Here is a 13,238-nt window from a genome sequence, read left to right as displayed (position 1 = left end):
CTAGCCATCCACCACGAAGAACTGTTCCGGATTGTAAGGAGCCGGCGTCGGATAGATCCAGGAGTTGGGGATCACATCCGCAGTGTTGCGCATGCGGTTGGTTACCACGCCAAAGGCATTGGGCTCCAACACGGTGCCAATGCAGTAAAACTCGTCGGCGGCAATGTCCAGGATCTGCATCATCAGGTTGAACTGTTCCTGGTCGTCCGCGGTGCGGCCGATGGCATCGTAGAGCTCATAGGCCCGCTTGACCGCCTCGGGCGGTTCCTCGGCCAGCTCCGGGTTGCTCCCGTTGTACCACCAGGCCCACGCCTTGGCATACATGGAGTTGTTGTTCATGGGAAGGTAGTAACGGGCATCCAGGATCACCGCGTCGCCGCTGCCGCCACCGAAACGATGGGCCGAGGCGTGGAAGTCCAGCCCCTCGCCGCGACAGCGTTCCTCCCAGAGGGAGCGCTCCATGGTCTTGACGATCATCTCGACGCCGACCACTTCCCAGTGTCGCCGGATCAGCTCCAGGGCGTCCACGTAGGTGGTGCGAGCCACGTCGATCTCCATAATAAAGGAAATGCGGTTGCCGTCGGGACCAATCCGGAAACCGGCAGAATCCCGCTGGGTCCAGCCGGTTTTGTCCAGGTACTCGTTGGCCAGGTCCACATCATACTCGGTGTACTGCTTGGCCAGCCGCTCGTGGTGGAAGCGGGACTCCGGCCTGGGCGCGGCCTGCCAGGGTTCGCCTTGACCGATGTGCACCACGTCGATGATCTCCTGGCGGTTGATGGCGTGAGAGAGGCCGATGCGGAAGTCTTTATTGCGGAAGATCTCCCGCTTGACCGGGTCCGTGCAGTTCAGGTTGAACTGGATGATCATCTCGTTGACAGTGGTGGGCGTCAGATCGTAGAAGTGGTAGCCGCCCTGTTCCATGTTGTCAAAGAGGACGGCTTTGTTTTTGGGCGCAGAGATGAAGCGTTCCTGATAGTCCAGCTCGCCGTTGAGGGCCTTGAGCACCAGCACCTCCACATCCGAAACGATGTCCACCACATAGCGGTCAATGTACGGAAGTTGTTGGCCCTCGGCATCCACCTTCCAGAAATACGGGTTCCGTTCCAGCTCCACCCGGGCCGTGGCCTCGCCCAGGCTATTTTTGAAGAGCCAGGGGCGCAACACGGGCAGATCCTTGTTGAAATGGGGCTCCGACTTGGTACCGAAGAGCTCCACCCAGTTGGAATAGCCCTCTTCTTCCAGCACAGACTCGATATCCGGATTGTACTTGGGGTGATACTTTTCCAGATAGTGCCGCGGATAGTGGCAGCTCCGGTCGAAGTTGGTCTGGGTAGCTTCTTTGAGGAAAAGGCCATGGGAAGAGGCAAACTTGAAGACCACCGTATAATCGTCGACCTTTTCCACCACCACTGGCTCGCCGTCGCGGGTGAGCCACTTGGGCACCGTCGGCGTGAGCTCGCTGTTCATGAGGACATCTTCGTACCAGAAGAGGATGTCGTCCGCGGTCAGCGGCTCGCCGTCCGAGTAGCGGATGCCCTCCCGCAGCTTGAAGGTGAACTCGGTGGCCTCGTCGTTGGCTTCCACCCACTCGGCCAGATTGGGGATAATGCCATCCCAGGTGGGTGTCCAGCGCAGGAGCTGCTGGTAGCCGCCGTTGCGGATGTAAAAATTGCCGTTGACCTCCGCCGTGCCGCCACGCCAGGTGCCGCCGTAGGTGCCGATCTGATCCACCACCTCCACCACCATGGGCTGGCTGGGGAGCCGTTCATCCACGGGGGGAAGTTGGCCGGCCTTGACCAGCTCGGCCAACATGGGCGCCTCCTTGAAACGCTGGCCGGCGACCGCCGGTTCGGCGGCTGCGGCTGGTGGCGCCTCCGCGGCAGGGGGAGCAACCTCTGGAGCCGGGCCCGCAGTACCACAGGCGCTCAGGGCCAGCCCGGCGACCGCAGCCGATGAGGTGACCAGGAACTGACGCCTGCTTACCCGCTTGTTGGACAGGGACATCTTAAACCTCCTTGGTTCTCATTGGGGATGTGGGTGAAATGTGGATGATATGGGAGCACACGGATCTTAAATGCCGACAGGTCCGCTCCCGGCGGACTACGCCGCAGCGGAAACCGACAGCGTAAGGGGGGATCCAACGGTTGCGGTGGCCTCTCCATGGGACGGGGCTGCCCTGGGCATGCACGGCTACAGCAGGGAGCAATGAAGACGGCAGGGTCAAATGGTTGGGTAGCTGGATGAAACTGAAACGGGCATGGACGGAGTCAACAGCGGCACCGGGGAGCGGTGTCTGCCGCCGTCGGCCTGTCCTCAGTATATCACGGGTTGGCCAGTCGCATCAAAGCCACCAAAACGCCGGGGGTACGCCCCATTCCTTCTCCCTTCTGAGGCGTACCCCCGGAAATGCCAGCCCCGCTAGTGGCCGATCTCACGCGGATGGATGCCCCGCTTCCCACACCAGAACGTCGGGGCCGTCGACGCTACGGGTGATCTCGCCCTCTGGGGTGGCCAGATGCAGGCTGGTGGGTCCCAGGCCCAGATAGCCCCCAATCCACCGGCGGGATTCCGGCAAACTGACCAGCCAGAGGGGTCCACCGTCGGCGCTGAGGCGTGCCCCGGCCACTTCCACCGTGCCCTCGGCCGCCTGCCGGACAAATTCCCCCTCCAGCATGGGCCAACCCAGTGGCCCGGCTTCGGTCCAACGACCCAGAAGCCGCCATTGCATCAGGTCCACTGAGAGCCCCAGTTCTTGACCTGCTCGCCGGTAGGCCACCGTGTAGCGGCGCTCTCCCTCGGCCGGATAGGTGAAAGCGGGTTCCAGCGTCTCGGCGAATTCCCCGGCATGGATGGCCGCGGCAAAGTCCGCCGCTTCTGGATACGCGCTACGAGGAGCCACTTCCACGTAGAAGGCACAGATGGGGCGCCCCTTGTAGAACGCGCCCGGCCAGTTGAGCTCCCAGAAGCGCTTCTCGGGCCCCCGGTAGTTGTACAGCTCCAGCACCAGGTCGCCATCCCGCTCCACCAGGCGCGCCGGCGCCTCCTTGCCCAGGGCGGTGCGGCTCAAGGGGTGGATGGCCACGTAGGCATCGCCGCTGGCTACCACCACGGTCGCGCCCTCCGGGATGGTCACCGGCAGTGTGGACACTTCTTGCCCATCCACCCAGATCTGGTCCAGGGCTGCGCGCCGGGTCCAGATGAGTGCGGCCTTGGCGCTGTGGAACTGGCTGCGGCCCGCCAGCCCGTAGACGCACAGGGCCTGATTGCGCCGCTGCACGCCCACGAAGCTCCCCTCATCCGGCAGGTTGCGGGTTTTGGTCCGGTCGGTAGGGTGATACGCGTCGCCGAACCATTTCTCATCGAACAGATAGCGGGTGTAGAAGACGCCGCAGCCGGCCGGGTCCTGTTCAGAGCGGGGACGTCGAACGTGGGCGATGCAGACATTGGCCTGGGGATGGAAGCTGGCACTGGCTGTGCCCAGGGCAAACTCGGGGGTAAGAAAGGTGGTCAAGGCCAGGTCCCGGCTGGCCTCGGCCGTCTCGGTCACCTGGTAGACGGCCGGCCGCTCGGCCAGGAGCTGGCCCACCCAGGCGGGCACGGTGCCATCTTCGATCCAGGCCTGCAACATCTCCACCTCCGGCGGCGTCTCGCAGACCACCGACGGCTGATAGGCCCGGCCGTGGGGTCCAGCCCAGCGCCCCGTTCCGGCGTGGATGTGAAGGGCCACACTCAGGGCCAGACGAGCGGCCATGGCCCGGGCCCGCTGCCGGGTGGCCTCATCCCGCACCAGGTCCGTCAACCGCTTGAGGGCCCGCAAGGTGACGGCGGTGTAGGTGGGGCTGTTGTACTCCATGGGGTGGCCAGACCGGTTGGTAAAGGCGATCCACGCGGCCAGCTTTTCGTAGCCTCGACGGGCCAGGGCCTCATCGCCCAAATATTCGCCTCCCAGACAGGTGTTCAAGATGTCCAGCACGGCGATGTTGGTGTAGGCCACCAGCACATCCAGCCGCCGGATCTCCGCCAGCCCCAGGCGGATGGCTTCCCGCACAGCGGATCGAATCTCGGCAGGAAGCCGGTCCTCGTGACGGATCATCATGGGGAGGAGGGCTTCCAGCACAAACTCCACCGCGTTCAGGTCCTCCACATGGTCGTCTTCCCGCATCCAGTAGAAGTTGCCATGGTGGGGATCCCGGGGATCCCGCTCCTGGCAGCGGAGCACCGCCTCCAGAATGCGGGCAGCCAGGGCACAGTCCTGGGGCGTACCATGGGCCACCAGATCTGCGGCCAGGCGTGCCGCCCGGCGAACCTCGTGGAAGAGCCCATACTCGGTGGTCTTGGCCACCATGAGGGTCTCCGGGTTGAAGTCCGGGGGCAGGGGCATGGGTTCGGTGGATTGGAACGTGGATTCAGTCGACATGTTGCCTTCCTGTGGTGAGGGGTTGGATATCACTCTGGATGGACCATGTGACCGGCGGCTGCCAGGGCCGTAATGGCCCGGTCGAGGTTGGATATCTGAACCATCAGGTAGTCGGTGTCGTAGGTGGAGAGAGCAAACACACTGACCCCAGCCTGGGCCAGGGGCGCCGTCAGGGAGGCCAGCACGCCGATCAGGCTGAAATCCAGGGGGCCATCCACTTCCAGGCAGCGCCATCCCCGCTGGCAGTGTACCTCTTGGGGCACCTGTTCCGCCGGACAGACGATGGAGAGTTCACGGCCGGTGCGGGTGATGGCATAGAAAGGGCCGGCCGTGGCCCAGCCAGGGATGGCGGCGTGTTGGTCCAGACGACAGACGGCGAACTCTGGGGCCAGAAGACGTAGCTGCAAAGGTGCCCTCCTCGTCCATTCCGGCAGGCAACGCCGGGTTGCAGTCATTGGAACATCCACAGAAAAATTCACATGAAATCTTCATATTTTGCACGCGATATCGATGATATAATACCCCATACGGGCCCAATGCCCCACCTGGAGCGGATCGTAGTTCCACCAATGGCCACATGGACGAATCGGCTGCCAATCGGTTCTACGCCTGGCAACGCAGCCTCCATCGCTTTCGCAACCTCATACAGCGTGCCGCGCCCACCTTGCTGGGCGTGTTGATCACCCTGGCCGCGCTGGGCATCTACAACCACCTGTTCCCGCCGCCTGAACCCCTCTCCATCAACGACGTCAACGAAACCGTGGTCCAGGCCATGGCATCGGCCACGCCCATGCCGGCGTATTCCTCCTACGTGTACCAGGTCATTCGGCCCTCCCTGGTGCTGGTCCAGGTGGAAACGCCGGGCGAAGGGACAGAGGGCGAGGCCCAACATGGCGCGGGCCTGGGCAGCGGCGTGGTCATCGATGCCAACGCCAGCGTCCTCACCAGCCTGCACGTGGTCACCAACTCCCTGGCCATCACCGTGACCTTTGCCGACGGCACCGCCTCGCCGGCGCAGGTGGTCTCGGCCCGGCCGGAGCTGGACATTGCGCTGCTCAGCCCGGCCCGCCTGCCGGGGGTGATCGTGCCGGCCGTCCTGGGCAATCCCCGGGCCATGCAGGTGGGGGACGAGGCCTACGTGGTGGGTCATCCCCTGGGGCTGTACGGCTCCATGAGCGCGGGCATCATCTCCGGCTTCGACCGCACCTTCCGGCCGCCCAACGGAGGGCCACCGCTGGAAGGGCTGATCCAGTTCGACGCGGCGGTCAACCCGGGCAACTCCGGCGGGCCGCTCCTGAACCGGGAAGGCCACGTCGTCGGCATCGTCACCGGGCTGGCCAATCCCACCGACGAGAATTTCTTCATCGGCATCGGCTTTGCCGTGCCCATCACCGTAGCCGCCGGCGGCGGGGGCGAGATCCCGCCCTATTAGCGAAGACGGGCACGGGCCAACGGTTACGCCTTGGGTGGTGCACAGTCCGTCAATGACTATGCGCACCCTGGCCCCACCACGACCACCGTCTACCGTCTACCAACTACCGTCTACCAACTACCAATCCACTACCTACCAGGAAAAACACCAACCATGACCACTCCACCCCCCCTCGACGGCGACAAGAACCTCATCATCGAGCGCCTGCTCTACGAGGTCAAAAAGATCATTGTCGGCCAGGATCACCTGCTGGAGCGGCTGATCGTGGCCCTGTTGGCCCGGGGTCACATCCTGGTGGAAGGGGTGCCGGGGCTGGCCAAAACCATGGCCATCAAGACCCTGGCCCAGGCCATCGGCGGCGAGTTCAAGCGCATCCAATTCACGCCGGACCTGGTGCCGGCCGACCTGGTGGGCACCCGCATCTACAACCAGAAGACAGGCGACTTCAACACCTCCTTCGGCCCGGTCTTCACCAACCTGCTCCTGGCGGACGAAATCAACCGGGCGCCGGCCAAGGTCCAAAGCGCGCTGCTGGAGGTGATGCAGGAGCGCCAGGTGACCATCGGGCGGGAGACCTACCCGGTGCCCCAGCCCTTCCTGGTGCTGGCCACCCAGAACCCCATCGAGGTGGAGGGCACCTACCCCCTGCCTGAGGCCCAGGTGGATCGCTTCATGCTCAAGGTGCTGGTGGGCTACCCCTCCTTCACCGAGGAGTTCGTCATCGTGGAGCGCATGACCGGCGCCCTCCAGGCCGTGCAGCGAGTGCTGACCACGGATCAGCTCATGGCCCTCCAACAGGAGGTGGACCAGGTCTACGTGGATCCGGCCCTGATCGAATACGCGGTGAAGGTGGTCGGCGCCACCCGGCAGCCCCGGGAAGTGGGCTTGGCGGAGCTGGCCCCCTACATCACCTTTGGGGCCAGCCCCCGGGCCTCCATCAACCTGATCCTGACCGCCCGGGCCCTGGCTTTCATGCGGGGCCGCATGTATGCGCTGCCCCAGGACGTGCGGGACATGGTCCACGATGTGGTTCGCCACCGGCTGGTCCTCTCCTACGAGGCGCTCTCCGACAACGTGAGCGCAGACGACCTGCTGGACCAAATCCTGGCTCGCATTCCACTGCCGGAGGTATCGGTCCATGAGCAGATCAGGGCCCGGGGCGTCCGGTAAGGGCATGGCCACGCCCCCGGTCACAGCCACGCCGGAGCACATCCTGCACCGGCTGGAGTGGCACGTGATCCGGCGGCTGGATGGCCTGCTCCAGGGCGATTACCGCACCCTTTTCTACGGCTACGGCGTAGACCTGGCCGACCTGCGGGAATATCAGCCCGGGGACGATATCCGCTACATCGACTGGAACGTGACCGCGCGCATGGACACGCCCTACGTGCGCCAGTACACGGAAGATCGGGAGCTGACGGCCTGGTTCCTGCTGGATCTGAGCCCGTCCATGGATTTTGGTACGCTGGAACGGCAGAAGCGGGCGATCCTGATCGATTTCGTGGCCACGGTGGCCCGGCTGTTGACCCGCCACGGCAACCGGGTGGGCGCCATCCTCTACGGGGACCGGGTGCGGCAGGTGATACCGGCCCGGGGCGGGCGCATCCAGGTGTTGCGGCTGCTCCACGAGCTGCTGCGCCAGCCCAAACTGCCCCGGGCGCCCTTCACCGAGCTGGCCCAACTGCTCAACAGCGGGCTCAACACCATCAAGCGGCGCTCCCTCCTCTTTGTGGTCTCCGACTTCATCAGCGCGCCCGGCTGGGAACGCCCCCTCAAGCTCCTCAGCCGTCGCCACGAGGTGCTGGCCATCCGCCTGTGGGATCCCCGGGAGCGGGAGTTGCCCGACGTGGGACTCGTGGTGATGGAAGACGCGGAGACGGGGGAGCAACTGCTGGTGGACACGGGGGATCGCCGTTTTCGGGAGGCATACGCGGAGCTGGCGCAGCGCCGGGAGGTCGAGCTGGCCGAGGCCTTCAAGCGGGCAGGGGTGGATCCCCTCTCCCTCTCCACGGAGGAGGACCTGGTGCGGGCCATCGTGCGTTTTGCTTCCCTGCGCAAGCAACGGCGAAAACTGGGGGCGGCGGGGTGAAAAGGTGATTGGGGATCGGGTTATTACCCACCCGGTTCGCCCGGTCACCCGGTCTTAATTCATCGGGGTGAGCATGACCTTCATCTGGCCCTATCTGCTGACGAGTCTGCTGGCGGTGCCGGCGCTAGCCTTCTACTACATGCGCATCCAACGGCGGCGGGAGCAGATCCTGGCGGCCCGGGGAGCGCTGGGTCTGGTGCAGACAGCCCAGGGGCAGCGCCCGGGCTGGCGTCGCCACCTGCCCTACGGCCTCTTTCTGCTGGGGGTGACCCTCCTCTGCATTGGGCTGGCCCGCCCGGAAGCCGAGCTGAGCCTCCCCCGGCTGGAAGGGATCGTCATGCTGGCCTTCGACGTGTCCGGCAGCATGGCGGCCGACGATCTGCAGCCCAGCCGCATGGAGGCCGCCCGGGCCGCGGCCATCGAATTTGTGGAGCGCCAGCCCGCCACCGTCCAGATCGGCGTGGTGGCCTTCAGCGAAAGCGGTTTCACCGTCCAGCCCCCCACCACCGACCGGGCGGCGGTGCTGGCCACCCTGCACCGGCTCCAGCCCGAACGGGGGACTTCCCTGGCTTCGGGCATCCTGACCGCGCTCAACACCATCTTCGCCACGCCGGAGCCCAGCGGCGCGGTCTACAGCAACCTGACGCCCACGCCCATCCCCACGCCCACACCGGCCCCACCGGGCAGCTACCGCTCCGCGGTGATTGTGCTGCTCACCGACGGCGAAAATACCGCGCCGCCCGACCCCCTGGAGTCGGCCCAGATCGCGGCAGATCGGGGCGTGCGCATCTACACCATCGGCATCGGCAGCTCCGCCGGCACTACCATCGAGGTCGAGGGGTTGCTTTTCCACACCCGGCTGGACGAAGCCATGCTCCAGGCCATCGCCGAAATGACCCAGGGCGAGTATTACAACGCCCAGGACGAGGAAGAGCTCAGCGCCATCTACGAAAACCTGGATCTGCAACTGGTCACCAGGCCCGACCGCACCGAGCTCACCTTCCTGTTTGCCGGCGCGGCCCTGTTGATGATCCTGAGCGGCGGCGCGCTCTCCATGCTGTGGTTCGGCCGTGTGCCGTGAAGAAGGAGGTGTTCCATGCACTTACTCTGGCCCTGGTTTCTGGGGCTGCTGGCCTTGATTCCGCTGGCCATCTATGCCTACTGGTGGATGCTGCGCCGACGGCAGCGTTTTGCCGTGCGCTTCTCCAGCCTCTCCCTGGTGCGGGCTGCCCTGCCCCAACAGTCCCGCTGGCGACGCCATGTGCCGTTTGCCCTGCTACTGGCGGCCCTGACCAGCCTGATCGTGGCCATGAGCCGGCCGGTGGCGGTGGTGGCCATGCCCACCAATCAGACGGCCATCATCCTGGCCATCGACGTCTCCCGCAGCATGTGCTCCACCGACATCGAGCCTAACAGGCTCCAGGCAGCCAAGAACGCGGCCATCGAATTTGTGGACAGCCAGCCGCCCGGCACCCAGATCGGCGTGGTGGCCTTTGCCGGCTTCGCGGAGATGGTACACCCGCCCACGGCCGACAAGCGGGTGCTGCGGGATGTGATCCAGAGCCTGCTGACGGGGCGCCGCACGGCCGTGGGCAGCGCCATCCTGGAGGCCATCGACGCCATCGCGGAGGTGGACCCCAACGTGGCCCCAGCCCAGCGCCGCAGCAGCGACCCGCCGGTGACGCCGGTGGTGCCCGGTGCCTACGCGCCGGATATCATCGTGTTGCTGACCGACGGCGCCAGCAACGCAGGTGTTCTCCCCCTGGACGCGGCCCAGCAGGCGGTGGACCGGGGCATCCGGGTTTACACCATCGGTTTTGGCACGGCCACGGGCGGGCGGATGGACTGTGGGGCCTTCGACGGCTACGAGCCCTTCGTGGGGGGCTTTGGCTTTGGCGGGGGCGGCGGGCGCTTCCGCCGGGGTATCGACGAAGAGACGCTGATCCAGATTGCGGACATGACCGGGGGCGAGTACTACTCGGCGGAGAGTGCCGGCGAGCTCCACGACGTCTTCCGCAGCCTGCCCACCTACCTGATCACCCGTCACGAGACCACCGAGGTGAGCGCGGCCTTTGCCGGCCTGGGCGCCCTTCTGACCGTCCTGGCCGTGGGCCTTTCCCTGCGCTGGAATCCGCTGCTGTGACGCCGGCCCGCCGGAGCACCATCGGGCGAGGCAAGCCCCGCCCCTACAGGACAGGAACGCCATTGGCGCGGGTCGGATGCTACGGGGACGGAGGGCGGGTCTCCGGCCCGCCGAAGGTGGCCAAATCTACGGAGTACCGGCATCCGTGGGGGCCTGGTGACATCGGGCATCATCGTGCGGTTAAAAACCGCACCTACGGCAAGGGCCGCCATCCGCCCGGATTGGATGCAACGGGTACGCCGACGTTCTTCCCCGTAGGCGCAGCTCGCAGCTGCGCTTCCGTCGCCTTTCCTTCACCCGCCTGGATCTGGCATCATCGTGCGGTTAAAAACCGCACCTACGGAAACCGACGTCCTTTCCTGTAGGCACAGCGGGGGCGGGCCCTCAGCCCGCCCCCATGTGCACGTCAGGCTACCTCCCGCAACCGGCCCGTCTTGACGTCGTAAATCAGGCCCCGCACCACCACGTCGTCCGCGATGAAGGGGCTATCCTTGATTTTCTGAACCTGGGCGCGGACGTTGGCTTCCAGATCGTCGAAGGCGTGGAACTCCAGCTCACTGGCATCGGCGCCGGTCTCTTCGGCCAGCCGCCGACGCAGATCCTCATCCTTGAAGGTGAGCATGCCGCAGTCGGTGTGGTTGATGACCAGAAATTCCCGGGTGCCCAAGAGCTTGTGGGAAATGATCAGGGAACGCAGGGCATCCTCGGTCACGACGCCCCCGGCGTTGCGGATGATATGGGCATCGCCCGTGCGCAGCCCCAGGAACTCCTCTACCGTCAGGCGGGCGTCCATGCAGACCACCACGGCCAGCTTCCGGGCTGGCGGCGCGGTCAGGCTGCTGCGGTCGAAGGATGCGGCGTAGTGCTCGTTCGCTTTCATCAGTTCTTCGTACAGGGACATGGTTTACTCCTTCGTGCGTTAGACAGGTTCTGATGCCGTCTGGCAGGGGGTGATTCTAGACGATCCTGGCCCGTGGCGCGAAATTGCCCGGGCGGGCGGATCAGCCCCCAACCGTCGCCGCACGGCAGAGGGCCTGCCACGCCTGCAGGCGCTCCAGCGCGGCCCCTTGCTCCACCGTCTGTCGGGCCAGTTCCACGCCAGCGGCCAGGTCAACGGCCCGTCCCCCCAGGAAGAGCAGCAGCCCTGCCGTGAGGAAGAGCGTATCCCTGGCGAAGCGCAGGGCATCCGCCCGTTCAGCCCCGGCAGGATCAGCCAGGAGCTGGTGCAGCAGGCGGGCGTGCGCAGCGGGCTCGCCTGGGGCGGCCAGTTCCCCGCGGCCCTCCAGCCCCAGGGCCTGGCTGTCGATGACCAGGGGATCGGCCGCCGGATCTGCAGACAGCACCCGGGTGGCCCGCCCTGGCGGGCACTCGATGGAGCCCTCCGGCCCCTGGATGATCCAGCCCTGCCCGAAGAGGGCCTGGAGGGCAAGCCGCATGCGCTGCAGGTAGCCCATGTGGAAAAAGCCGGCCACCACCAGCGGTGCATTGGCCGGGTTGAGGAATTTCTCCACTGTGTTCAACGCGGTGCGCAGGCCGAACTGCTGCCGGATGGGTGTCAGGGCATGCCAGGCCGGGATGAAGCGGGGCGCGTAGAGGAAGCCGATCCCCACCTCCTCGACCTGGCGCTCCACCACCTCCGGCGGCAGGTCAGCCGGGATGTCCAGGGCCGCCAACACCTCGGCCGGTCCCACCCCCCGCTTGGTGGGCACATCGGGCGCGCCGTGGAATACCACCGGCTGCCCGGCGGCCGCGAGGACTATCGCGGCCGCCGGCGCCAGTTGCAGGGTTTTGACCTTGCCGTCGTAGGGCAGGCCCAGGTCCATCAGCCCTTCCACCCGGGGGGCAATCTGCTGGGCGAAGGCTCGAGCAGCCCGGGTGAAGCCCACGATCTCCTCGGCGCTCTCGCCTTTCACCCGCTGGCTGACCAGGAAGGCGCCCACCTGGGCCGGGGATGCGTCCCCGGCCAGGATCAGGCGCATGGCCTCTTCCGCCTCGTCACAGGTCAGGTCTCGCTTGAGCTTTTCGCCCCGGCCCACGGCCTGGATGTACGGGATGAAGGCTTCCATAGGCGTTAGACCCGGTGGCCGTTGCGTTGGCGAACGCCGGCCAGATACGAGGTCTCGGCTCCCCCATCGCCGTGGGCCTGGGCCAGGATGATCTCCGCCTCATGCTCGAAGCCGCCCGTCTCGATGGGGCAGTTCATGCCACACTCCTTGGGTGCGTCCTGTTCCCACCACCAGCGGCCGGCCCGCTTGTCCTCGCCAGGCTGGATGGGCCGGGAGCAGGGGGCGCAGCCGATGCTGGTGTAGCCCTGGGCATAGAGGGGATGGACGGGCACGCCGTTCTCCTCCAGGTAGGCCCAGACCTCCTCCTCGGTCCAGTCGGCCAGGGGGTTGAGCTTGACGATACCGCCGTGGTCGTGGTCCAGCTCCACCTTCTTGATGGCCGAACGGGAAGCCCACTGGTCCCGGCGCAGGCCCGTAAACCAGGCGTCCAGCCCCTGGAGCGCCCGAACCAGGGGCCGTACCTTGCGGATGTGGCAGCAGAGGAAGCGCAGGGAGACGGACTTGTAGAAGAGGTCGGCGCCGTGGCGCTCCACCATGGTCTCCACCTCCTGGGCGTCCGGGGTGAGGACCTCCCACCGGGCCTGGGGGTAGTGGGCCCGCACCTCGTCCAGGAATTCCAGGGTGGCTTCGGGCAGGCGCCAGGTGTCCACGGTGATCACCCGGACGTTGGGGTTGATCTGGTAGGCCATGTCCAGGATGGCCATGGTGTCGATCTGCAAGGAGGAGACGATGGCCACCCGGTCGCCAAAGGTTTCGAGCCCCCAGCGCACAATTTCTTGGGGCGGCTCGTAGTCCAGCTCCATGGCAATCTCGCCGATCTCAAGGTCATCGAACAGGATGCGTTCCAAAGTCATTGTTGGTTTCTCTCCTGAAGACATTGGGTCAAGAAGATATTGGCCAGAAAACACGCGATTACAGTCTGGCGTAAATACCACGGCAGAAATTCCGGGTGCCCTCTGGGCGCACTACATCTGGTGGAACCTGTCGGCAAATTTCTGCCGGGATTTACTGGTTCCCGTTTCGACGCGGAGTCGGCATCCTCAGATACCGGGCCAGGCGGAGTTGCATCTGAGGATGCGCACGCCGCC

At 65.7% G+C, this 13,238-nt stretch carries 11 protein-coding genes; 5 read left to right on the top strand and 6 right to left on the bottom strand.

The features are described 5' to 3' along the window. The 3 genes from FKZ61_RS21680 to FKZ61_RS21670 form a co-directional block, all read right to left on the bottom strand. Positions 1 to 2,007, bottom strand: coding sequence for an ABC transporter substrate-binding protein (locus FKZ61_RS21680; protein WP_141612266.1), 2,007 nt, complete (start codon positions 2,005 to 2,007; stop codon positions 1 to 3). A gap of 427 nt (positions 2,008 to 2,434) precedes the next feature. Then, positions 2,435 to 4,420 (bottom strand): hypothetical protein, encoded by a 1,986-nt coding sequence (locus tag FKZ61_RS21675; RefSeq protein WP_141612237.1) that lies wholly within the window; start codon positions 4,418 to 4,420, stop codon positions 2,435 to 2,437. A gap of 29 nt (positions 4,421 to 4,449) precedes the next feature. Then, positions 4,450 to 4,827 carry an ACT domain-containing protein gene (locus tag FKZ61_RS21670; RefSeq protein ID WP_229964348.1) on the bottom strand — a complete coding sequence of 126 codons (378 nt, stop codon included), beginning with the start codon at positions 4,825 to 4,827 and terminating at the stop codon, positions 4,450 to 4,452. Between the two features lie 170 nt (positions 4,828 to 4,997). On the opposite strand from FKZ61_RS21670, the gene FKZ61_RS21665 reads away from it, so the two are divergent. The 5 genes from FKZ61_RS21665 (at position 4,998) to FKZ61_RS21645 (ending at position 10,084) form a co-directional block, all read left to right on the top strand. Continuing rightward, positions 4,998 to 5,852, top strand: coding sequence for a S1C family serine protease (locus FKZ61_RS21665; protein ID WP_211358681.1), 855 nt, complete (start codon positions 4,998 to 5,000; stop codon positions 5,850 to 5,852). A 153-nt stretch (positions 5,853 to 6,005) separates the two neighbouring features. After that, positions 6,006 to 7,022, top strand: coding sequence for an AAA family ATPase (locus tag FKZ61_RS21660; RefSeq protein ID WP_141612235.1), 1,017 nt, complete (start codon positions 6,006 to 6,008; stop codon positions 7,020 to 7,022). After that, positions 6,991 to 7,941, top strand: coding sequence for a DUF58 domain-containing protein (locus FKZ61_RS21655; protein WP_141612234.1), 951 nt, complete (start codon positions 6,991 to 6,993; stop codon positions 7,939 to 7,941). Before FKZ61_RS21660 ends, FKZ61_RS21655 begins: the two co-directional genes overlap by 32 nt. Positions 7,942 to 8,014: 73 nt before the next feature. Continuing rightward, on the top strand, positions 8,015 to 9,022 hold the full coding sequence (locus FKZ61_RS21650) for a VWA domain-containing protein (RefSeq protein ID WP_141612233.1): 1,008 nt from the start codon (positions 8,015 to 8,017) through the stop codon (positions 9,020 to 9,022). 15 nt (positions 9,023 to 9,037) lie between these two features. Next, on the top strand, positions 9,038 to 10,084 hold the full coding sequence (locus tag FKZ61_RS21645; protein WP_141612232.1) for a VWA domain-containing protein: 1,047 nt from the start codon (positions 9,038 to 9,040) through the stop codon (positions 10,082 to 10,084). 406 nt (positions 10,085 to 10,490) lie between these two features. Here FKZ61_RS21645 and FKZ61_RS21640 read toward each other — a convergent pair whose 3' ends face one another. The 3 genes from FKZ61_RS21640 to FKZ61_RS21630 all read right to left on the bottom strand — a co-directional run bounded on the left by FKZ61_RS21640 (position 10,491) and on the right by FKZ61_RS21630 (position 13,004). Then, entirely contained in the window at positions 10,491 to 10,985 is a 495-nt protein-coding gene (locus tag FKZ61_RS21640) for a beta-class carbonic anhydrase (protein WP_141612231.1), read from the bottom strand. A 100-nt stretch (positions 10,986 to 11,085) separates the two neighbouring features. Further along, positions 11,086 to 12,150 (bottom strand): anthranilate phosphoribosyltransferase, encoded by a 1,065-nt coding sequence (locus tag FKZ61_RS21635; RefSeq protein WP_141612230.1) that lies wholly within the window; start codon positions 12,148 to 12,150, stop codon positions 11,086 to 11,088. A 5-nt stretch (positions 12,151 to 12,155) separates the two neighbouring features. Beyond that, positions 12,156 to 13,004 (bottom strand): phosphoadenylyl-sulfate reductase, encoded by an 849-nt coding sequence (locus FKZ61_RS21630; RefSeq protein WP_141612229.1) that lies wholly within the window; start codon positions 13,002 to 13,004, stop codon positions 12,156 to 12,158. Positions 13,005 to 13,238: the final 234 nt, after the last annotated feature.

Origin of the sequence: Litorilinea aerophila (assembly GCF_006569185.2) — a bacterium.
GTDB classification, from domain to species: domain Bacteria; phylum Chloroflexota; class Anaerolineae; order Caldilineales; family Caldilineaceae; genus Litorilinea; species Litorilinea aerophila.
This window is presented reverse-complemented; position numbering and strand designations above follow the sequence as displayed.

Excerpts from the sequence above, each read along its gene's own strand:
- FKZ61_RS21650 (WP_141612233.1), top strand. The coding sequence starts at position 8,015 with ATGACCTTCATCTGGCCCTATCTGCTGACGAGTCTGCTGGCGGTGCCG.
- FKZ61_RS21655 (WP_141612234.1), top strand. The coding sequence starts at position 6,991 with ATGAGCAGATCAGGGCCCGGGGCGTCCGGTAAGGGCATGGCCACGCCC.
- FKZ61_RS21630 (WP_141612229.1), bottom strand. The coding sequence starts at position 13,004 with ATGACTTTGGAACGCATCCTGTTCGATGACCTTGAGATCGGCGAGATT.
- FKZ61_RS21635 (WP_141612230.1), bottom strand. The coding sequence starts at position 12,150 with ATGGAAGCCTTCATCCCGTACATCCAGGCCGTGGGCCGGGGCGAAAAG.
- FKZ61_RS21665 (WP_211358681.1), top strand. The coding sequence starts at position 4,998 with ATGGACGAATCGGCTGCCAATCGGTTCTACGCCTGGCAACGCAGCCTC.
- FKZ61_RS21680 (WP_141612266.1), bottom strand. The coding sequence starts at position 2,007 with ATGTCCCTGTCCAACAAGCGGGTAAGCAGGCGTCAGTTCCTGGTCACC.
- FKZ61_RS21640 (WP_141612231.1), bottom strand. The coding sequence starts at position 10,985 with ATGTCCCTGTACGAAGAACTGATGAAAGCGAACGAGCACTACGCCGCA.
- FKZ61_RS21675 (WP_141612237.1), bottom strand. The coding sequence starts at position 4,420 with ATGTCGACTGAATCCACGTTCCAATCCACCGAACCCATGCCCCTGCCC.
- FKZ61_RS21645 (WP_141612232.1), top strand. The coding sequence starts at position 9,038 with ATGCACTTACTCTGGCCCTGGTTTCTGGGGCTGCTGGCCTTGATTCCG.
- FKZ61_RS21660 (WP_141612235.1), top strand. The coding sequence starts at position 6,006 with ATGACCACTCCACCCCCCCTCGACGGCGACAAGAACCTCATCATCGAG.